The following is a 19,770-nucleotide window of genomic DNA, read 5'->3' as shown; positions in this document are numbered from 1 at the left end:
AAATGGATATGTCGGGAAATGGCGGCCATGGACCGCCATGGAACTCAGGCCGCTGCTTTCAGCGACGCCTTCTGCGTGGCGAAGGCCCAGTCGAGCCAGGGCAGCAGCGCTTCGAGATCGGTGGTCTCGACGGTTGCGCCGCACCAGATGCGCAGGCCGGGCGGGGCATCGCGATAGGAGCCGATGTCATAGGCGACGCCTTCCTTGTCGAGCGCCGACACGATCCCCTTGGCAAAGGCCGCCTGGCCGTCGGCGTCGAGCGCCGCCACTTGCGCGTCGGTGAAAGAGAGGCACACGGAGGTGTTCGAGCGCGTCGCCGGATCGACGGCGAGATGGCCGAGCCAGGGCGACTTCGCCACGAACCGGTCGAGCACCGCGGCATTGGCGTCGGCGCGGGCGATCAGCGCTTCCAGGCCGCCGATCGATTTCGCCCACTGAAGAGCATCGAGATAATCCTCCACGCACAGCATCGACGGCGTGTTGATGGTCTCACCCCTGAAGATGCCCTCGATCAGCTTGCCGCCCGAGGTGAGGCGGAAGATTTTCGGCAGCGGCCACGCCGGCTTGTAGGTCTCCAGCCGCTCGACGGCGCGGGGCGACAGGATCAGCATGCCATGCGCGCCCTCGCCGCCCAGCACCTTCTGCCAGGAGAAGGTGACGACATCGAGTTTCTCGAAATCGAGCCTTTGCGCGAACGCCGCCGAGGTCGCGTCGCAGATGGTCAGGCCCTTGCGGTTCGCCGGAATGAAATCGCCGTTCGGCACGCGCACGCCCGAAGTGGTGCCGTTCCAGGTGAAGACCACGTCGCGATCGAAATCGATCTGCTTGAGGTCAGGCAGCTTGCCGTAGCCGGCCTCGAACTTGCGCACGTCGGCGAGCTTGAGCTGCTTGACGACATCCGTCACCCAGCCGGAGCCGAAGCTTTCCCAGGCGACCATGTCGACGCCGCGCTCGCCGAGCAGCGACCACAGCGCCATCTCGACCGCGCCGGTGTCCGACGCCGGCACGATGCCGATGCGATAGTCTGTGGGAACCTTCAGGATTTCGCGCGTCAGCTCGATCGCCTGCTCGAGCTTCGCCTTGCCGATCTTGGCGCGGTGCGAGCGCCCGAGCGCGGCGCCTTTCAGCGCCTCGACCGACCAGCCGGGGCGTTTTGCGCAGGGACCTGAAGAGAAATTGGGGTTTTCCGGACGGAGTCCGGGCTTGGTAGGTGTCGTCATCGTGGTCTATCCTTCCAGATAGTAGCCCCTCGTTGGGGAGGGGTGGCCCACGGACGGCGATATGCGGTCACGCTTCCGGCGTCAAGGGGAAAGTTTTTGTCGCTGACGGGATACCAGGCGATCACGTGACTTCATGTGCAATAGAAAACGGCGGGCCCAAGCCCGCCGTTGCAATTGCCGGATCCGCCATTCTACCAAAGGTCGTAGCGTAATCCGAGCTTGACCGTCTGGTAGTCGATGCCCTTGTGGATGTTGAAGGCGCCGCCGTCATACGCGACATATTTGGCGCCCGGCACCGAAAAATACTCGTAGCCGAGATCGACAGAAACGTTTTTGGTCACCTGATAGGACAGGCCGCCACCGATCGAGTACGCAAGATTGAACTTGCCCTCGCTGTCGGTCTGGCCTTCGTACCCAGCGGGATCGTCGCAGGAAAACCCGCCTGTACCGGCAGAATTAGGGGCAGTCTCAACGCAGTCGCGCGCACCTATGCTCCTATAGTATTTATTGTAAGCGAGACCGATGCCGCCGCCGAGATATGGGGTGATCCCGACATAAGTGCCCAGATCAACATAGCCGTTGGCCATGATGCTGTAGCCTTTGTTCGAGCCGTTGTCAGTGAGGTCGCACGCCTGGGTGGCAGCGACGGAATTGATGGTGCCGAAACCATCGTCCACCAGCGTATGTCCGTCGCAGGTCGCCGCCAGCTTGGCGCTCTCTGTGAATTTGTCGGTTGGCAGAATCCCGCCGTTCAACTCGACCCGGAGATAGTCGTTGATGTGGTAGCCCATACCGATGCTGCCGGTGAAAAGGCTCGCCTCATCGGTGAAGCTGTTAAGAGGGCCGGAGGATACCTCCTTGTGCTCGAACGGATGGCTGAAGGCATAACCGACATCGCCGCGCAGATACCAGCCGGAGCCGACCTCGACCGGCTGATAGTCCGGCGCCTGGTCGACATAGATCGGCGGATCGTAGTCGGCTGCAAGCGCCGGCGTCATCGGCAACAGGATGATTGCGGCAAGCGCTGACGCGATACGCGATCTGGATATCATGGTCCCCGGCTCCTGAAATTGGCGCCAGCCGCGAACGCGAGCGCCGTTTCAAGGAGCTATTGTTAACCATAGTGGTTAAGTGGCGGTTAAGGATAACGGGCGGTTACCGAATTGATTTCGACCAATATATATCGGCGACGCAGAAACGAAAACCGCCCGGCTGGCGCCGGGCGGCTTGGAATTCTAGGATCTAGGAAGCGATTACTTGGTGTAGATCGGCTCCGGTTCCGGCTGATAGGCGACCACCGGCGCGGCACAGCCATTGTTGCCGCCGAACTGGTAACGCAGGCCGCCGCGCACCTCGTGGGTGTTGATGCCGCGATCGAAGCCCGGACCCGTGCTGGTCGGGCTCCATTCGAACATGCGGCCGCCCTGGATGTGCGTGAAGCGGTAGCCGGCGTCGAGGATCACCCTGTCGGTCAGGCAGTAGGATGCGCCGGCCATGAGCGCATAGGCGAAGCGCCAGTTGGAGGAGCCCGGATTGGTCTCGGGGGTGTTCGGATCGTGGACAGTGTCCCACTTGATGTGCGCGCCGCCGATACCGGCGCCGACATAGGGCGTGATGCCATGCCATGTGCCGATATCAACATAAGCGTTGGCGAGCAGCAGCAGCGCGCTCATCTTCGACACTTCAACCGACGTTGCGCCGCTCAGATCCGAAGTTCCGCCGTTGAAGTTCGACTTGAACCAGTAGTCCGCGGTCACGTCCGTGCGGAAGTAATCGTTGATCTTGTAGCCGACGCCGCCGCCGAGCGAGAAGCCGCCCTTCAGCTTGCCGAAATCGAAGCTCTTGCTGCCGGGAGTGACCGAGCAGTTACAAGGATCGACGGCGTAGGTCATGTAGTCGATACCGCGCACGGTCGACTTGTGATAGTCGATGTCGCCGCGGATATACCAGCCGCCCACATCGACGGGCAGCGCTTCGACGACCGGCGGCGGAGCCTCTTCGATCGGCTGCGGAAGATCGGCCGCCAGCGCCGGGCCGGCTAGCCCCGCGAACAGCGCGGCAAGCACTGCCATTCTCTTTATATTGAACATGCTGTCACCCCTAAGGAGCCTCGGGACGACGACGCCCGAAGATGGTTGCCTCGGGTGTGGATAATGAATTGCAAAGGTTAAGAGCCGTTTAACCGTATCGATTAACCACGAATCTATACAATTTTAGAGGGAGCGCCGTTGTCCGAGCGGCACAAGAAAACGACAGCCCGCCGCGATGGCGGGCTTTCGGATAAGGAGAACTTCCGCCTGGCGGCCGGGTTCAGGCGGCGCTGCGGGTGTCCTGCAGGATGCCGACGATATCGTTGACGACCGCTTCGACCAGTTGCGGATCGTCGCCCTCGGCCATGACGCGGATGAGCGGCTCGGTGCCGGAGGGCCGGATGACGAGGCGGCCGGACGAGCCGAGCCGGTTGCGTCCCTCCTCGATCGCCGCCTTGACCGGCGCCTCCTCCAGCGGCTTGCCGCCGGAGATGCGGACGTTCTTCAGAAGCTGCGGCACCGGCTCGAACTTCTTCGACAATTCGCTGACCGGGCGGTTCTGCCGCTTGATGCAGGCGAGCACCTGCAAGGCGGAGACCAGGCCGTCGCCCGTCGTCGAGAAATCGGAAAGCACGATGTGGCCCGACTGTTCGCCGCCGACATTCAAGCCATGCGCGCGCATATGCTCGACCACATAGCGGTCGCCGACCTTTGTGCGATGCAGCTGCAGCTTCATGGCGCCGAGGAAGCGTTCCAGGCCGAGATTGGACATCACCGTGGAAACGACGCCGCCGCCGGCCAGTCGTCCGCTCTGGTGCCAGGATTCGGCGATCAGCGCCATGATCTGGTCGCCGTCGACGATCGCTCCGTTCTCATCGACGATGACGACGCGGTCGGCGTCGCCGTCGAGCGCGATGCCGATGTCGGCGCGCACCTCGTGTACCTTCTTCTGCAGGCCGGCCGGATGGGTCGAGCCGCACTCCTTGTTGATGTTGAAGCCGTTCGGCTCGACATTGATCGCCACCACCTCGGCGCCGAGCTCCCACAGCGCCTCCGGCGCCACCTTGTAGGACGCGCCGTTGGCGCAGTCGACGACGATCCTCAGGCCCGAAAGCGACATCGACCGCGGCAGCGTGCGCTTGGCGAATTCGATATAGCGGTCATGCACGCCATCGACGCGCTTGGCCCGGCCGAGCCCGTCGGAATCGGCGAGCGCAAGATCGATGTCCTTGTCGAGCATGCTCTCGATGCGCTCCTCGATCTCGTCGGAAAGCTTGTAGCCGTCGGGCCCGAACAGCTTGATGCCATTGTCGTAATAAGGATTGTGCGAGGCCGAGATCATCACGCCGATGTCGGCGCGCAGCGAACGCACCAGCATGGCGACGGCGGGCGTCGGGATCGGGCCGAGCAGGAACACGTCCATGCCGGCGGCGCACAGGCCGGCCACCATAGCGTTCTCGATCATGTAGCCGGAAAGCCGCGTATCCTTGCCGAGCACGACACGGTGACGGTGATTGCCGCGCTGGAACGAAAGTCCGGCAGCCATGCCGACGCGCATGGCGACCTCTGCCGTCATCGGAAATTTGTTGGCGCGACCGCGAATGCCGTCTGTGCCGAAATACTGCCCTGCCATGCTTAAGTCCCCGTCGGGTTTTCAGCCGCCCGTATTGCCACAATTGGGCCGCATCCGATCATCAAATTTCGTAATTGTATATTACCAATCCTTAGAAAAACATTGTCGCGGGCGGTGCAAGTGGTTCGGCAGCCTATCACCACCTTGACCTGGCAGCGCTACACCTGCCGGCGCGAGGCTGTTCGACGCCCAACCCACGGCGAACCTTGGCTGGCGCGAACCCGCAAGCAATTTATCACCATATCGGGAGGAACACACTTTGTGACGGGCCTCGCGTCGGAAGCATCTGGCGCAACCGGACATTGAGAGCTATTGATTTGGCATAGGGACACTTATTGGCGCAGCAAGGGAGAAAACGCCATGCTTATTCATAGACTTGCAGCTTTGACGGGTCTCGCCGTCGCAACCTTGTTCATGGCAGCGCCAGCCAGCGCGCTGACCATGGCCGAGTGCAGCACCAAGTATAACGCGGCCAAGGATGCGGGAACGCTCGCCGGCCAGACCTGGAATCAGTTCCGCAAGGCGCAGTGCGGCAGCGATGCTTCCGCCGCCACCGACACCAAGGCGGCGACCGATACCAAGGCCGCCGACACCAAGACGACTAAGAAAGCAAAGACCGCCGCCGCTGCCGACGACGCGGCCAAGGGCCTGAGCTCCAAGGAGTGCAGCGCCAAGTACCAGGCTGCAAAATCCGCCGGCACGCTCAACGGCATGAAGTGGAACGACTTCCGCAAGGCCGAGTGCGGTCCTGGCGCAACCGCCGCGGCTGCTGCCCCGGCCACCACGACCAAGACCTCGACCGCCGCTGCCGATGGCGGCAAGGGCCTGACCATGGCCCAATGCAGCACCAAGTACCAGGCCGCGAAGACCGCCAACAAGCTCAACGGCATGAAGTGGAACGATTTCCGCAAGGCCGAGTGCGGCGCCAGCGCCGCCGACGACGACACCGTGCCGGCTCCGACGGAAGCGACCTACACCAGCGAGCCGGCAAAGCCGAGCGTCGCGGCGCCGAAGGGCGTGACCTTCCCGACGGCGATCTCGCCGAAATTTGCCAACGAGACCCCGGCGAAGGGCCGCATGCACACCTGCCTTGAGCAGTATTATGCCAACAAGGACGCCAACACGCTGAACGGTCTCAAGTGGATCCAGAAGGGCGGCGGCTTCTACAGCCTGTGCAATGCCAAGCTGAAGAGCTGATCGCTTAGCTCGCAATATTCCCCGGACAAGGGCCCGCGCATCGCAAGATGCGCAGGCTTTTTGTTGCGGGCGAAGACGCCCGCAATCTTGCTCGCATCTGGACTGTCGGCATCATCGATTCGCCCGCACTGCTCACCGCCAGGGTTTGTCCGTGGTCGCAAAGATTCCAGTTGAACATATATGGAACAAACAGTATACAAAAGGCGTCAACTTGTTATAAATCAGGAGGGTGTAAATGTTCAGTTTGAAATTGGCGACGTTGGCTGTGACGGCACTGGTCGCTTGGAGCGCCTCACCTGCGAGCGCGCTGACGATGAAGGAGTGCGGCGAGACCTATCGGGCAGCCAAGGAGGGCGGCACTCTGAACGGCATGGACTGGGCCACTTTCCGCAAGGAGAAATGCGCGACGTCCGCCGCGGAGAGTGTCAGCTCGGAGTCGTCCGAAACCGCGGAGCAGCAGAAGAAGGACACCAGCGCGGCGGTCGCCCCCACTGTAGCGCCGGCGGGCGTGACATTCCCGACCACCCTCGCCGCCGAGTTCAAGACCGAAAAGCCCGCGAAGGCCCGGATGAAGACCTGCCTGCAGGGTTACCACGACAACAAGGAGGCGGGTACGTTGAACGGCCTTCGCTGGATCCAGAAGGGCGGCGGCTACTACAGCCTCTGCAATGCGCGGCTGAAAGCTGAATCATAAAAAATCAAATATCAAATACGGCGGATAAAGTGGTTCACCGTTTTTCCCGCAGACGTTGAGCCATCATCCTCGGGCGTATCCAGAAATCTGCTGTTTGGCGATATCTGGAGCAATTCCAGGAAGTGTGATCGGTTTTCCGTCCGGAATTGCGTAAAAACAAAGAGATAGAGCGGTTCGCCGTTTCCGTGAAACGGTGAAACGCTCTAGGCGCCAGGAGGAGGGAAGCCTTGCCTTGTCTCCAATTCCCAAACAAAAACGCCGCGGACCAGCCGCGGCATTTCTCGATCGGTCTTTCGCGCACCAACCTCAGCTTGACGGCTGCGGTTCCATGCCGCCTTCAGGCTCCGGGCCCTTCTTGCGGCGGCCGCCGGTGCCGGCCTTCGGCACGGCCGAACCACGGCTGGGCGGCGTGTCGTCACCGAGGTCGCGGGCCGGCTTGTTGCCCGCAATCAGCTGCTTGATCTCGTCACCGGACAGCGTCTCGTATTCGAGCAGCCCTTCGGCCAATGCGATCCAGTCCTTCTTCTTCTTGGTCAGCACCGACTTCGCGGTCGAATAGGCGTCGTCGATCAGCCGCCGCACTTCGGCGTCGATGATCTGAGCCGTCTCTTCCGAGATGTTCTGCTGGCGCGCCACCGAGTGGCCGAGGAAGACCTCTTCCTGGTTGTCGCCATAGGCTACATGGCCGAGCTTGTCGGAGAAACCCCAGCGCGTGACCATGGCGCGCGCCAGCTTGGTCGCCTGCTCGATGTCGGAGGAGGCGCCCGAGGTGATGTTCTCCTTGCCGAATTTGAACTCCTCGGCGACGCGGCCGCCCATCATGATCGCGAGCCTGGAGATCATGTATTTGTAGCTCATCGAATAGCGGTCGCCTTCCGGCAGCTGCATGACCATGCCCAGCGCGCGGCCGCGCGGGATGATGGTCGCCTTGTGCAGCGGATCGGCCGTCGGCACGTTGAGCGCCAAGATGGCATGGCCGGCCTCGTGATAGGCGGTCAGCTCCTTCTCGGCCTGCGTCATCGCCGACGAGCGGCGCTCGGCGCCCATCATGATCTTGTCCTTGGCGTCCTCGAACTCGGCCATGGTGACAAGCCGCTTGTTGCGGCGCGCCGCCATCAGCGCGGATTCGTTGACGAGGTTCATCAGGTCGGCGCCGGAGAAGCCGGGCGTGCCGCGCGCGATGACCTTGAGGTCGACATTCGGCGCCAGCGGCACGTTGCGCACATGCACCTTGAGGATCTTCTCGCGGCCGACGATGTCGGGGTTCGGCACCACGACCTGGCGGTCGAAGCGGCCGGGCCTCAGCAACGCCGGGTCGAGCACGTCGGGCCGGTTGGTGGCGGCGATCAGGATGATCGACTCGTTGGACTCGAAGCCGTCCATCTCGACCAGCAGCTGGTTCAGCGTCTGCTCGCGCTCGTCATTGCCGCCGCCGAGACCGGCGCCGCGATGGCGGCCGACCGCATCGATTTCGTCGATGAAGATGATGCAGGGCGCGTTCTTCTTGGCCTGGTCGAACATGTCGCGCACGCGGCTCGCGCCGACGCCGACGAACATCTCGACGAAGTCCGAGCCGGAAATGGTGAAGAACGGCACGTTGGCTTCGCCGGCCACCGAGCGAGCGAGCAGCGTCTTGCCGGTGCCGGGCGGGCCGACCAAGAGCACGCCGCGCGGGATCTTGCCGCCGAGGCGCTGGAACTTCTGCGGATCGCGCAGGAACTCGACGATCTCCTCGAGGTCTTCTTTAGCCTCGTCGACGCCGGCAACGTCCTGGAATGTGACGCGGCCATGCGCCTCGGTGAGCAGCTTGGCCTTCGACTTGCCGAAGCCCATGGCGCGACCGGAACCGGATTGCATCTGGCGCATGAAGAATATCCACACGCCGAGGATCAGGATCATCGGCAGCCACGAGATCAGATAGCCGAACAGCGAATTGGAGCCGTCGGTCTCGGGCTTGGCGGTGATGGTGACGTTCTTGTCCTGCAGCCTTGAGACCAGCGACGGGTCGCCTGGCGAATAGGTCTGGAAGCCGTTGGCGTTGTCCGTGTAATTGCCGAAGATGCGGGCGCCGGCGATGGTCACGCTCTTGACCCGGCCGGAGGCGACATCCTGCAGGAACTGCGAATAGGCGATATCCGTCGTGGCACCGCGCGTCTGTGGCGTCTGGAACAGATTGAACAAGGCGATGAGCAGGACGGCTATGATCGCCCAGAGCGCGAGGTTGCGATAATTCGGATTCATCTATTGTCCCGTTGGGGTCCGCGCGCGGACCCGCGATGATGGAGAAGCTTGGGCTTAACATAGGGAGAGCGCCTCCCCTTGCCAAGCAGAACAGCATGTATCGGTTAAGCTTTCGCCCACCCTCGGCCACCATCATGGCGGTGGAATGGCGGCGCCGGCAATGGCGGCGCGCCGACAAGCGACGCGATGGCGGCGGCCGGCTCGATGTCGAAGGACGGCAGGAAGCGCGCGAAAGGGGCCACCGCCGGAACGGCCGAGACCGGCAGCAGGCCGGCATCGCCGCCCGCAAAACCAAGGCATACGCCGCCGGACCACAACGAAGGCTCCGCGGCCAGCGCCGCGCGTGAGAGGCTTTGCGGAACATCCTCGCTCAAGGACGCCTGCCTGGCGGCGGCGGTCCCCAGGGGCGCGATCACCAAGTCGCCTTGCCCGTCTTTCAAAGTGATACGTTCGTTGAAAGTGATGCTGCGGCGGTTGTCCCAGAGCCAGTTGTCCACCGGCGGCGCGGGCGCGGGCAGGTTGCGGTTTTCGCGGTGGAGGAAAATGCCTGTCCGGCGCACGCCGACCACCGTCCGCGACAATGAGGCGCAAAGCGATCCCAGCTGCAGACGGCAAAACAGCGCAGCGCAGCGCGCCTCGTCGGCAAGAAAGGACACGCCGCCGACGGCGGCCAAAAGAATGCGCAGCGCATAGATGGCCGCCTCGCCATCCTCATGCGCGGCGAAATCGCAATCGAGGCGGATGAGGCCCGGACACGGTCTGTCGGCGAGGGCGTCGATGAGCATGGCGGCGCGGCGGCCTTTATCCCGACGTTCGAGAGCCGCCTGTCGCGACCGTGCCAATACCTCCGCGATACGCCGTTCGCCTTCGCCCGCCAGGAGCTTCGCCCGTACGCGCGGCCGCTCGAAACGGATATCGATGTTGCTCGGGTCCTCGATCCAGCCCACGTTGCGGTGCCGCAGCATGTCGCGCAGCGCCGCGCGCCTTGTGCCGAGCAGCGGCCGGACGATCCATGTCCGCCAGTCGTGCAGCGTGGTGGGCGCCATGCCGGCGAGGCCGCGGCCGTCATTGTCGCGCGCCTGCCGCATCAGCACCGTCTCGGCCTGGTCGTCGGCTGTGTGGCCGGTCAGGATCAGCTTGATGCCTTCGGCAGCGGCTGCTTCGGCAAGCAGCCCGTAGCGCGCCTCCCGCGCCGCCGCAGGCAGACCGCTTGCAGGCTTGTCGCCGCGCCAGACGAGAATGCGATGCGCGATGCCGCGCTCGGCGCAGAAATCGGCGACCTGCCGCGCCTCGACGGCCGAGTCCGGCCTCAAGCCGTGATCGATCGTCACCGCAAGCAGTTTGGTGCCCGATGCGGTCCGGTCGAGGTGATCTTTTAGGAGGAGAAGAAGGGCGGTCGAGTCGCTGCCGCCGGATACGGCTGCAACGGCGCCGCTCGAAAAGTCCAGGTCGAAGAAAAGACGGTCTGAGAGGTTGGCTTTGGTATCGGGCGTCAGCACGCCGCCAGCGCCTTTTCCTGTTTGATGCGTTCCTTGAGCGTGCCGGAAACGTCGGGATAGCGCTTGCCGATCTCGTTGAAAGTGGCGCAGGCCACGTCGTTCTGCTTCAGGCCCACCAGCGAAACTCCGAGCTTGAGCAGCATGTCGGGCGCCTTCTTGGCCTTGGGATAATCCTTGCTGGCCGCGAGGAAGACCTCCGCCGCGTCACGGTATTTCTGCTGACCGAGCAGCGACTCGCCCAGCCAGTAATGCGCATCCGCCGCCTTGGCGTCCTTGGGAAAGCGCGAGATATGGTCGCGAAAGCCCTGCTCGGCGGTCGGGTAATCGCCCGACAGGATGAACTGGTAGGAATTGCGGTAGAGTTCGTCAGGATTGTTGGTCGACGGCAGGGCCGCGACTTCGGTGCCGCCGGCTTTGTTCTTCCTGGCCGGGGTCTCGGCGGAAGGAGCGCTTGCCATCGGAGCCTGCGCCGGCGCGCTGGCCTGCGGGTCGGTCTCGGCATTGACCACGTTGCCGTTCTTGTCGACGGTGATGGTGCCGAAATTCTTCGGCGGTGCGCCGGTGATCAGCTTGCCGGGGTCGCCGGTTTGCGATTCCACGATGACGTCGCCGACTGTTTTGCCGCCGCTATTTTGCCCGCCGGTGTCGGCCGGCGCCTGCGTCGCCGGGGCCTGGGCGACGCTGTTGTCGGTGCCGGCTCCGCCGGTGCCGGAATCCCCGGTGCCGGCGTCGCCGAGATTGGTCTTGCCGCCATTGCTGTTTCCATCCTGGGGCGCGGCTTCCGATTTCTTCTGCCCGGCCGGCTTGGCGCCGCTTTGCGCGCCGCCCTCGAGCTGCTGGAAGCGGAACTCATTATCTTCCTGCTGCTTGCGGATTTGTTCCTGCATCTGCAGGATCTGGAAATTCATCTCCTCGATCTTGCCGTTCAGCTGGCGCAGTTGGTCTTCGAGACCGGTCACGCCGCCGCTGCTGTCCTGCGCGAGTTGCGCCTGCTCCGGCTCCTTCTTGTCGCCGAAGATGCCGAGTGTCGGCAGGTGGAAGGTGAATCCGCTGTCGGAACCCCGTCCGGCGCTGTCGGCCGACGCGGCGAGGCTTGGTAGGCTTGATACGAGCAGCAGCGCAAGCGTGCCGCTCAGGACCGTTCTGAAATGCATTCTGTCTCTCGCGGTGGATGTGTTGGCCTGATGCGCCTTTCCAAATCAAACAGTGGGAGCAAGCGCCCTCGCGCTCATAGCAGGACGCGAGACTTCGGCCAAATTTTGTTTCCGCATGTTGCAAATGAAAAAGGCGGCCCTGAGGCCGCCTTTCAATTCTGCAATGTTGTATTTTTGTCGCCCGTGGCGCCGCGCCAACGTGGCGGCCGCGGGACCTGGCTCTTAGGAGCCGGCGCCGGACAGCGTCGTGACGGCGCGGCGGTTCTGCGACCAGCAGGAGATGTCGTCGCAGACGGCGACCGGACGCTCCTTGCCGTAAGAGATGGTCTTCAGGCGGCCGGCGGAGACGCCCTTGGAGATCAGGAAGTCGCGCGTGGCGGCGGCGCGGCGGGCGCCCAGCGCCAGATTGTACTCGCGCGTGCCGCGCTCGTCGGCATGGCCTTCGATGACGATCGCGTACTGGCGATACTGGTTGAGCCACTGCGCCTGGCGCGACAGCGTGGTCTGCGCATCGGCGCGGATCGACGAGGAGTCGGTGTCGAAGAAGATGCGGTCGCCGATGTTGACGGTGAAGTCCTGCGCCGAACCCGGCGTCGCGGCGCCGGCGCCGTTGAGGCCGAGATCGGCCGCGCTGTTCGGGGTCTTCTTCGAGGCGCAACCGGTGATGGCGAGAGCCGCCACCAGCGCGATCATTGCCGGGTTTCTGGTAAGTGCTGCGATACGGCCCATGCCGCCTCTCCTTCGCATATGAGTGATTTCGTTGATCACCCAGTAACCACGTTTGGGTTAACCGGCATTCAAGAAACACGGTTAATGTTTGGTTTCGAGCCGCCCTCCGCGACTGCTAAGCCCCACGCGTTTACCAGGGAGGACATTCAGCGCGGACCGTAGGCCGAAATGCGGCTAAAACATGAAAAAAAGGGGAACTGAGGAACTGAAGAACTGAGGAACTGAAGAAAGAGATCAATTGAGCCTCTCTCTGAGGCTGACGAGCATCCCATGGATTTGGGCATAGGATGCCGCCGGGCGTCGAGTTGGGGCTGAGAAATGTATTGAAGGTCGAACGCGTAGGATATCCAGGTTTCCACTTCGCTGCATGACCCAATCGCCATCGAAACGAAGCGGGCAAATTCAGCTTTGGAGTGGCTCTGCTTGGCAAATCCCTCTGCCAGATTAGCACATATGCCCTTACTCGGGCGGCGCAATTGATCAGCTAGCGCGTATTGCTCGATTTTCGGGAAAGTGAGAGTGGCTTTGTGCACCTCAAGAGAGACTGTGTAAGCACGCTGGTAGACCTCCATATCCCTCGCGCGCTCAACGAAGCGCCCCGGCCTCTCCATTCCTCAGTTCCTCAGTTCTTCAGTTCCTACTCAAGCAGCGGCGACCAAGCCGGGTCCGACGCATAGTTCGCCGTCGGGATCTGCTGCTCGTTGCGGCCGGTGAGATCGACCGAGACCAGCTTGGGGCCGCCGGCGGAATCGCGGAAGAACATCAAGACGCGGCCGTTCGGCGCCCAGGTCGGCCCCTCTTGCTGGAAACCGGAGGACAGGATGCGCTCGCCCGAGCCGTCGGTCTTCATGACGCCGATCTGGAATTCGCCGCCGCTCTGCTTGGTGAAGGCGATGAGGTCGCCGCGCGGCGACCAGACCGGCGTCGAATAGACTCCGTCGCCGAAGGAGATGCGGTGCGGGTTGGAGCCGTCCGCGCCCATGACATAGATCTGCGAGCGGCCGCTGCCACCGCCGCGGTCGGAGGTGAAGACGATCTGCGAGCCGTCCGGCGAATAGGAGGGCGAGGTGTCGATCGCGGTCGAGTCGGTCAGCCGCGTCGTCGAGCGGCTCCTCAGATCCATGGCGAAGATGTTGGAGTTGCCGTCGTCGCGCAGCAGGCTCATGATCACCTTCTGGCCGTCGGGCGAAAACCGCGGCGCGAACGTCATGCCCGGGAAGTTGCCGACCAGCTCGCGCTGCCCCGTTTCGATCTGCAGCAGATAGACCTTCGGCTGCCCGCTCTCATAGGACATGTAGGTGATTTCCTGCCGGTTCGGCGAGAAGCGCGGCGTCAGCACGATCGAGCGGCCATCCGACAGATAGCGCACATTGGCGCCGTCCTGATCCATGATGGCGAGCCGCTTCTTGCGCGCGTTCTTGGCGCCGGATTCGTCGACGAAGACGACGCGTGTGTCGAAATAGCCTTTTTCGCCGGTGATCTTCTCATAGATCGCGTCGGCGATGATATGCGCCACACGGCGTTGATTGGCGTCATTGGCGAAAAACTGCTCGCCGGCCAACTGCTGGTTGCCGAAAATATCCCACAGGCGGTACTGGGCGCGGATACGGCCATCCGCCTCCTTGCTCACGCTGCCGGTGACCAGCGCCTGCGCGTTGATGACCTTCCAGTCGTCGAAGCGGGGCGTGGCGTCGGGATTGGTAATCTTTTCGACAAAGGCGGCCTTATCGATCGGCGCGAACAGTCCTGACCGTTTCAGATCGGCTGTGACGATCTCCGATATCTGCGGGCCAAGCCCCCCCTGGAAGTCGGGGATGGCGATCGGCATCGGCTCGACATTGCCCTTGTTGACGTTCAGCTCGAGAGTTGCCTGGGCAGGCAAGATGGCGACGGAACTTATGCCCATCGCCATCGCGGTGACCATCAGGAGCGGCTTGAGGATGGATTTCATGTCTTCTCGCTTCTCTTGCTGATTTTCTGGACGCTCAGGCTTAGAGGCCAAGCATCGCTCTCGGATCGAAGTTGACGCGGATGTCGGACCAGATGTCTTGCTTTCCGGCGGGAACCTGCAGCCCGGCGACATCGCATTTCTGCACGGCGCGAACCGCGCTGGCGTCGAACTGGGGGTTGCCGCTGGACTTCTCGACGGTCGGGCGGCCCTCCAGCTTGCCGGAGGCATTGAGGTTGAAACGAATAACCACGGTGAAGTTCTCGGAGCCTTCGAGGCCGACCGGAAGGGTCCAGCAACCGCCGAGCTGATCCTCCAACGCGCCTTGCTCCGACCTGGAGAGCTTCTGGCCCTGATTCTTTTCGCCGCCGAGCGACGCCTGCTGGGTCGAGCGCTTGGCGCCGCCGCCGGACGGCTTCTGCTTGTCGAGCAGAGCCGTTATCTCGTCGGCGTTGAACTGCTTTTCGTCCGATTTCTTCTTGGAGGACGCTTCCTTCACCGGCTTTTCGGCGTCTTTGCGATCCGGGGCCTTGGCGCTCTCGGCCTGGGCCGGCTGCGGCTTCGGCCGCGCTTCCGGCGCCGGCGCCGAATCCGGAAGCTTTGCTTCCTCGGTCGGCTGATCCTGCGAGATCGCCTCGGCCACCGCGTCGGGCTTGACCTCTTCCTTCTGGATAGCCGCGGTCTTGTCCGGCTGCGGCGCGGGCGCCGGCTCCTTGGCCGGCGTCGGCTTGGGCTCGGTCTGCTTGACCGGCTCGGGCTTGACTTCTTCCTTCGGCGTCGGCGTCGGCGCGACTTCGGTCGCAGGCGTCGGCTTCGGCTTCTCCTGCGGCTTCGGCACGTCCTCGACCGCCGGCTTCTCGGTCGGCGTCGGCGCGGGCGGCGGCGCCGCCGTCTTGTCGACCGGCTTCGGCTTGGCTTCGTCCGTCACCGGCTTGTCGGTGTCGACGGTGTTCTCTCCAACCTTCTGGGCATCCGGAACGACATCGGGGCGCTTCGTCGGAACAGGCGCCGGCTTGTCATGCATGACCGCCTTCTTGTCGCCCTGCAGCGTCTGCGCGATCGCTTCCATCGGCACGATGTCCACCGCCACCGATTCCACATCGGAGGCAGGCATGGCCGGCGGCGACGACAGCGTGAACAGCCCGAAGGCCAGCGCCACCGCATGCAAGATCACCGAAGAGGTGAGACCGGTCCGCATCTGGCGCGCCTACTGATCCTGTTCCTGCAGCGACACCAGGCCGATATTCTTGTAGCCGGCCGCCGAGATGCGGGCCATGACCTTCATCGCTGTGCCGTAGTCGGTCGACTTGTCGCCGCGGATGAAGATCCGCTCGTCATAGCCGGTCTTGGAAATCGCCTGCAGCTTGGCCACCAGCTCCTCGATCGGGATCTCGGTTTCCTGCAGATAGATCTGGCCGGCGGCGTTGATCGACACGGTGATCGGCTGCGTGTCGACATTCATCGCCTTGGCCTGCGTGTCCGGCAGGTCGATCGGAACTCCGACGGTGAGCAGGGGCGCCGCGACCATGAAGATGATCAAGAGCACCAGCATCACGTCGACCATCGGCGTGACGTTGATTTCAGACATCAGCGCATGATGGCGGCCACGGCGCCTATGACCGCGCCCGCCTCGCCCCGTGCCACCTGCGCCAGCAGCAGACATCCCCATGATCGTTCCTCAGGCCTTCTGCGCTACTTTTTCATCGATTTGGCGCGAGAGTATGGCGGAGAACTCGTCCGAGAACCCTTCCATGCGCACGCCGAGCTTGTTCGCGTCCGATGACAGCTTGTTGTAGGCGATGACCGCGGGAATGGCCGCGAGCAGGCCGATCGCGGTCGCGAGCAGCGCTTCCGCGATACCGGGCGCCACCACCGACAGGCTGGTGTTTTTCGACGCGGCGATCGCCTGGAACGATGTCATGATGCCGATGACGGTGCCGAACAGGCCGATGAAGGGCGCGGCCGAGCCGGTGGTGGCGAGGAAGCCGAGGCGGCCCTCCAGCCTTTCCATCTCGCGCGTCAATGCCAGGTCCATGGCCTTGTCGATGCGCGTCTGCAGCGCCAGCGGCGATTTCGCGCCTTTTTCGAAGCTCTTCTTCCATTCGCGCATGGCGGCCACGAAGATCGCGCCCATGCCGGTGGTCTTGCGGTCGGCCAGCGTGCGGTAGAGGTCCTCGAGCGACTGTCCCGACCAGAAAACCTGCTCGAAGCGATTAAGAGCGAGGCGCATGCGGCTATAGGCGACGAGCTTGTCGATGATGATCGCCCAGGTCCAGATCGAGGCGCAGAGCAGTCCGATCATGACCAGCTTGACCACCCAGCCGGCCTGCATGAACAACGCCCAGATCGATAAATGCGCTGCCGGATCGGCGAGTGCGATGTTTTCCATGACTTAAGTCCTTAAGATTTTCCGGGCATCGCTGGCGGCTGGCCCATGGGCATCCCTTTGGTCCGATCGCGCGAAGCTTGAAGCTTGCGGGATAAGCCCCGAATGCACCGTTTCGCGGCCTTTTCGAGGCAAATATTGGTGAAAGGAAGGCGCGGGAATTGCGCCAATCTTCGCCAATTCCTTCATGAACCGTTATGGTTAAGGATGGGTTAGGACGCCGGGCGCGGCGCATTGCCGCGCTTGGCTGGGCCGGCGGGCAACTAGAGTCGTCTGCTTAATGGCTTCGAGACCGTGCCAGCCGCCGAAGGCTCAGGCCTTCGCCCTCGGCATGAAGGCGGCAATCCACTCCTTTGGGAACCGCTTCGGGCGGCCGTGTTCGCCGACGATCGCTGCCTCGACTTTCGCCTCGACCAGCACGTCGCCGCCGCGTTTCAACTGCTGGCCCATGAAGATGCGGGCGCCGGAGATGTCGCCGGTGCGCGTGTCGATGGTGAGTATATCGTCCATGCGCGCCGGCGAGCGGAAGTCGATCTCCATGCGCCGGACCACCCAGACGATCCGCTCGCCATGCTTGCCGTCCAGGAGCTCGGTGTGATGGACGCCCGCCAGCCTCAGATAGTCGGAGCGGCCGCGCTCGAGGAATTCGAGATAGCGCGCGTGGTAGACGACGCCGGAGAAATCGGTATCGGCATAATAGACCCTGGCCATCAGCCGATGGCCGAAATCCGTCAGCGCGCCGGAAAGCCCGGCGCTGAGCGCCGCCGATTCACCATGATCGTCCATCGCGCTTTCCTTTTTCGGCCCAGAAAGGCAGGTGTTTCTCGCGCGAGAACGGGATGGCACTGTTGGGCTCGATGATCAAGACCTTGATGGCGGCGCTGCTTGCGTTTGCCGCTTTGGCGTTGCCCGCCGGAGCAGCGACCTTCTCGATGAAGCGCGGCCTCAATCTCGACCAGTGGGTGACCTGGCCGGCCGAGGACAAATGGGGCGAGCGCCAGGCGATCCTGCCTTATCCGGAGTGGCGCAAATTCCTCAAGGAGGACGATCTCAGGGCGCTCAAGGATGCCGGTCTCGATTTCTTGCGCATGCCGATCGATCCCTCGCCCTTTCTCTCCGACCGGACCGCGGCCCTTCGCGACGACCTCTATGCCAGCGTGTTGGATTCGGCGCGGATGATCAACCGCGCCGGTCTGAAGGTGGTCGTCGACCTGCATCTGATTCCCGCCGGAGGCAATCGCAAGATCGGCATGAGCGAGGTCATGCACGACCCGGCCGTCTTCGAGGCCTATACCGAGCTGGTGCGCAAGATGGCGCGGACCTTGGCCAGGGAGGATCCGAAGCTTGTCGCGCTGGAATTGATGAATGAGCCGCTGGTCGATTGCGAGGCGAATGGCACCAACCTTTGGCCCGACCGCCAGAAGCAATTGTTCGCGGCCGCGCGCGCCTCCGCCACCGGGCTGACGCTGATCCTGACCGGCGGCTGCTATTCGAACGCGGAATCGCTGGCCAGGATCGATCCCAGGGCGATCGCGGACGACAACATCATCTGGGCCTTCCACTCCTACGATCCGTTCCTTCTGACGCATCAGGGCGCCACCTGGGCCGGCGATTTCATCCAATACGTCACTGGTCTGCCCTACCCGCTGACGGCCGTCCCGAAATCGCAGCTGGCCATGACGCTGGACACGGTCCGCGACCGGATAAAGGCCGAGGCACCCTGGGCGCGCCGGAGCGGCCTGCTCGCCTATCTCGATGAACAGGTGGCAGCGATGGACAGTCCCGAAAAGCTGCTTGGCGTGATGGATGCGCCGTTCGCGACCGTCGACGCCTGGGCGAAGGCCAACGGCATCAAGCCGCAGGACATCACGCTCGGCGAATTCGGCATGATCCGCAAGGAATACGGCAACGGCTTCGTCATGCCGGCGGCTTACCGCGCGGCCTATGTGCGCGACATGATCGCCCGCGCCGAGGCGCATGGCTTTTCCTGGTCGGTGTGGAGCTATGGCGGCGCCTTCGGCATCGTCGACGCCTTCGACGGCGAAAAGGCGGAACCCGATGTAATGGATATGATCAGGTCGCTGCAATAATGCGGCGAGCCAAGGCCCGCCTGAATATCGACGCGGCTTAGCCGAGATCAATCTGCAGAATCTCGGGCCGCACCCCAAAACGCACCGGCAGGATGCTGAAACCGAGCCCGCCCGAGACGATCAGGTTGCGGTCATTCTCCACGACATGGCCGTAGGCGAAGCGGTTGCCATAGTCCGAAGGCACGATCGGCGAATAGCCGAACACCCGCACCTGTCCGCCATGCGTGTGTCCGGACAGTGTCAGCGACACCCGCTCCGGCACCTTCGTGAAAATGTCGGGCTCGTGCGCAAGCAGGATGATCGGCTCGCTCCTCTGAACCTTGGCCAAGGTGCCGGGGAGATCGTCGAAGCCCTGGAAACTGTCGCGTCCCTTGGCCTTGTTCGGTAGCAGCGCGAGTTGATCGGCCAGCCCGGCGATCCAGAAACCATGACCATCCTTTTCCAGCCGCACGACGTCGTTTTCCAGCACTGGTATTCCGACATGCTCGAGCGCCTTGCGCGATTGGGTCGGGCCGGCTTCCGCTCGCTGGGCGAAGAAATCCGTCCACCAGTCGTGATTGCCAAGGATCGATAGCACACCAAGCGGCGCCTTGAGCCCCGACAATGCCTCGGCCCACTCCTCCACCCGCACCCGGCCCGTAACCAGCTTTGTCCCCGCTGTATAGTCGCCGAGCAGCACGATCAGATCCGGCTGCAACGCATTGGTCTCTTCGGAAAGTGCTGCGATCCGTTCCGGTGTCATCCAGGGCCGGCAGGCATGGATGTCGGCCAGCGCCACGACGCGCAGCTTGAGTCCGGCCGGCCAATGCGGCGGCGTCAAATTGTAGCGCTTCACGTGGGTGAGCAGCATCGGCTCGATGCCGACCGCATAGGCGCTGAGCGATACCATCGCGAAGGCCGAGCCGCCAATAAGGCGGAGGAAAGCGCGTCTGGTGATCATAGGTCGCCC

Annotated in this window: 18 protein-coding genes; 3 read left to right on the top strand and 15 right to left on the bottom strand. The window is 63.2% G+C overall.

The genetic code is table 11. From position 1 onward, the window contains the following. Positions 1 to 44: 44 nt before the first annotated feature. The 4 genes from FJW06_RS14395 to glmM all read right to left on the bottom strand — a co-directional run bounded on the left by FJW06_RS14395 (position 45) and on the right by glmM (position 4,883). Complete coding sequence (locus tag FJW06_RS14395; RefSeq protein ID WP_140752726.1) at positions 45 to 1,220, bottom strand: phosphoserine transaminase; 1,176 nt, start codon at positions 1,218 to 1,220, stop codon at positions 45 to 47. 191 nt (positions 1,221 to 1,411) lie between these two features. Then, the gene (locus tag FJW06_RS14390) at positions 1,412 to 2,272 is read right to left on the bottom strand and encodes an outer membrane beta-barrel protein (RefSeq protein WP_140752724.1); all 861 of its coding nucleotides are present in this window, start codon (positions 2,270 to 2,272) and stop codon (positions 1,412 to 1,414) included. 201 nt (positions 2,273 to 2,473) lie between these two features. Beyond that, positions 2,474 to 3,310: an outer membrane protein gene (locus FJW06_RS14385; RefSeq protein WP_140752722.1), complete on the bottom strand. Its 837-nt coding sequence runs from the start codon at positions 3,308 to 3,310 to the stop codon at positions 2,474 to 2,476. 220 nt (positions 3,311 to 3,530) lie between these two features. Beyond that, positions 3,531 to 4,883, bottom strand: coding sequence for a phosphoglucosamine mutase (glmM, locus tag FJW06_RS14380; RefSeq protein ID WP_140752720.1), 1,353 nt, complete (start codon positions 4,881 to 4,883; stop codon positions 3,531 to 3,533). A 360-nt stretch (positions 4,884 to 5,243) separates the two neighbouring features. Between glmM and FJW06_RS14375 the strand changes: the two genes are divergently transcribed. Then, positions 5,244 to 6,080, top strand: coding sequence for a hypothetical protein (locus FJW06_RS14375; protein ID WP_140752718.1), 837 nt, complete (start codon positions 5,244 to 5,246; stop codon positions 6,078 to 6,080). Positions 6,081 to 6,315: 235 nt separating this feature from the next. Beyond that, positions 6,316 to 6,774: a hypothetical protein gene (locus tag FJW06_RS14370; protein WP_140752716.1), complete on the top strand. Its 459-nt coding sequence runs from the start codon at positions 6,316 to 6,318 to the stop codon at positions 6,772 to 6,774. A 306-nt stretch (positions 6,775 to 7,080) separates the two neighbouring features. Here the strand turns inward: FJW06_RS14370 and ftsH are convergent, their stop codons facing one another. From ftsH to ybgC, 10 genes are all read right to left on the bottom strand, one after another. Next, positions 7,081 to 9,015 carry an ATP-dependent zinc metalloprotease FtsH gene (gene ftsH / locus FJW06_RS14365; RefSeq protein ID WP_140752714.1) on the bottom strand — a complete coding sequence of 645 codons (1,935 nt, stop codon included), beginning with the start codon at positions 9,013 to 9,015 and terminating at the stop codon, positions 7,081 to 7,083. Between the two features lie 104 nt (positions 9,016 to 9,119). Beyond that, the gene (gene tilS / locus FJW06_RS14360) at positions 9,120 to 10,514 is read right to left on the bottom strand and encodes a tRNA lysidine(34) synthetase TilS (RefSeq protein WP_246674611.1); all 1,395 of its coding nucleotides are present in this window, start codon (positions 10,512 to 10,514) and stop codon (positions 9,120 to 9,122) included. Then, positions 10,508 to 11,668: a tol-pal system protein YbgF gene (gene ybgF, locus FJW06_RS14355; protein WP_140752712.1), complete on the bottom strand. Its 1,161-nt coding sequence runs from the start codon at positions 11,666 to 11,668 to the stop codon at positions 10,508 to 10,510. The genes tilS and ybgF overlap by 7 nt, the downstream gene beginning before the upstream one ends. 222 nt (positions 11,669 to 11,890) lie before the next feature. After that, entirely contained in the window at positions 11,891 to 12,397 is a 507-nt protein-coding gene (gene pal / locus FJW06_RS14350) for a peptidoglycan-associated lipoprotein Pal (protein ID WP_140752710.1), read from the bottom strand. 146 nt (positions 12,398 to 12,543) lie between these two features. After that, a complete protein-coding gene (locus FJW06_RS14345) occupies positions 12,544 to 12,969 on the bottom strand; it encodes a four helix bundle protein (protein ID WP_246674610.1) in 426 nt (141 codons plus the stop codon). Between the two features lie 65 nt (positions 12,970 to 13,034). Beyond that, positions 13,035 to 14,321, bottom strand: a complete 1,287-nt coding sequence (gene tolB, locus FJW06_RS14340; protein ID WP_246674612.1) for a Tol-Pal system beta propeller repeat protein TolB — start codon at positions 14,319 to 14,321, stop codon at positions 13,035 to 13,037. Between the two features lie 67 nt (positions 14,322 to 14,388). Further along, on the bottom strand, positions 14,389 to 15,543 hold the full coding sequence (locus FJW06_RS14335) for an energy transducer TonB (RefSeq protein ID WP_140752706.1): 1,155 nt from the start codon (positions 15,541 to 15,543) through the stop codon (positions 14,389 to 14,391). A gap of 9 nt (positions 15,544 to 15,552) precedes the next feature. Beyond that, positions 15,553 to 16,014, bottom strand: coding sequence for a protein TolR (gene tolR, locus FJW06_RS14330; protein WP_140752704.1), 462 nt, complete (start codon positions 16,012 to 16,014; stop codon positions 15,553 to 15,555). 9 nt (positions 16,015 to 16,023) lie between these two features. Beyond that, positions 16,024 to 16,734 carry a protein TolQ gene (gene tolQ / locus FJW06_RS14325; RefSeq protein WP_112129689.1) on the bottom strand — a complete coding sequence of 237 codons (711 nt, stop codon included), beginning with the start codon at positions 16,732 to 16,734 and terminating at the stop codon, positions 16,024 to 16,026. Positions 16,735 to 17,043: 309 nt separating this feature from the next. Then, a complete protein-coding gene (ybgC, locus tag FJW06_RS14320) occupies positions 17,044 to 17,517 on the bottom strand; it encodes a tol-pal system-associated acyl-CoA thioesterase (RefSeq protein ID WP_140752702.1) in 474 nt (157 codons plus the stop codon). A 53-nt stretch (positions 17,518 to 17,570) separates the two neighbouring features. On the opposite strand from ybgC, the gene FJW06_RS14315 reads away from it, so the two are divergent. Continuing rightward, entirely contained in the window at positions 17,571 to 18,821 is a 1,251-nt protein-coding gene (locus tag FJW06_RS14315; RefSeq protein ID WP_140752700.1) for a cellulase family glycosylhydrolase, read from the top strand. A gap of 37 nt (positions 18,822 to 18,858) precedes the next feature. Here the strand turns inward: FJW06_RS14315 and FJW06_RS14310 are convergent, their stop codons facing one another. Further along, on the bottom strand, positions 18,859 to 19,761 hold the full coding sequence (locus tag FJW06_RS14310; protein WP_140752698.1) for a metallophosphoesterase: 903 nt from the start codon (positions 19,759 to 19,761) through the stop codon (positions 18,859 to 18,861). Positions 19,762 to 19,770 lie beyond the last annotated feature (9 nt).

The organism is Mesorhizobium sp. B4-1-3, from assembly GCF_006439355.1.
Lineage (GTDB): Bacteria > Pseudomonadota > Alphaproteobacteria > Rhizobiales > Rhizobiaceae > Mesorhizobium.
This window is presented reverse-complemented; position numbering and strand designations above follow the sequence as displayed.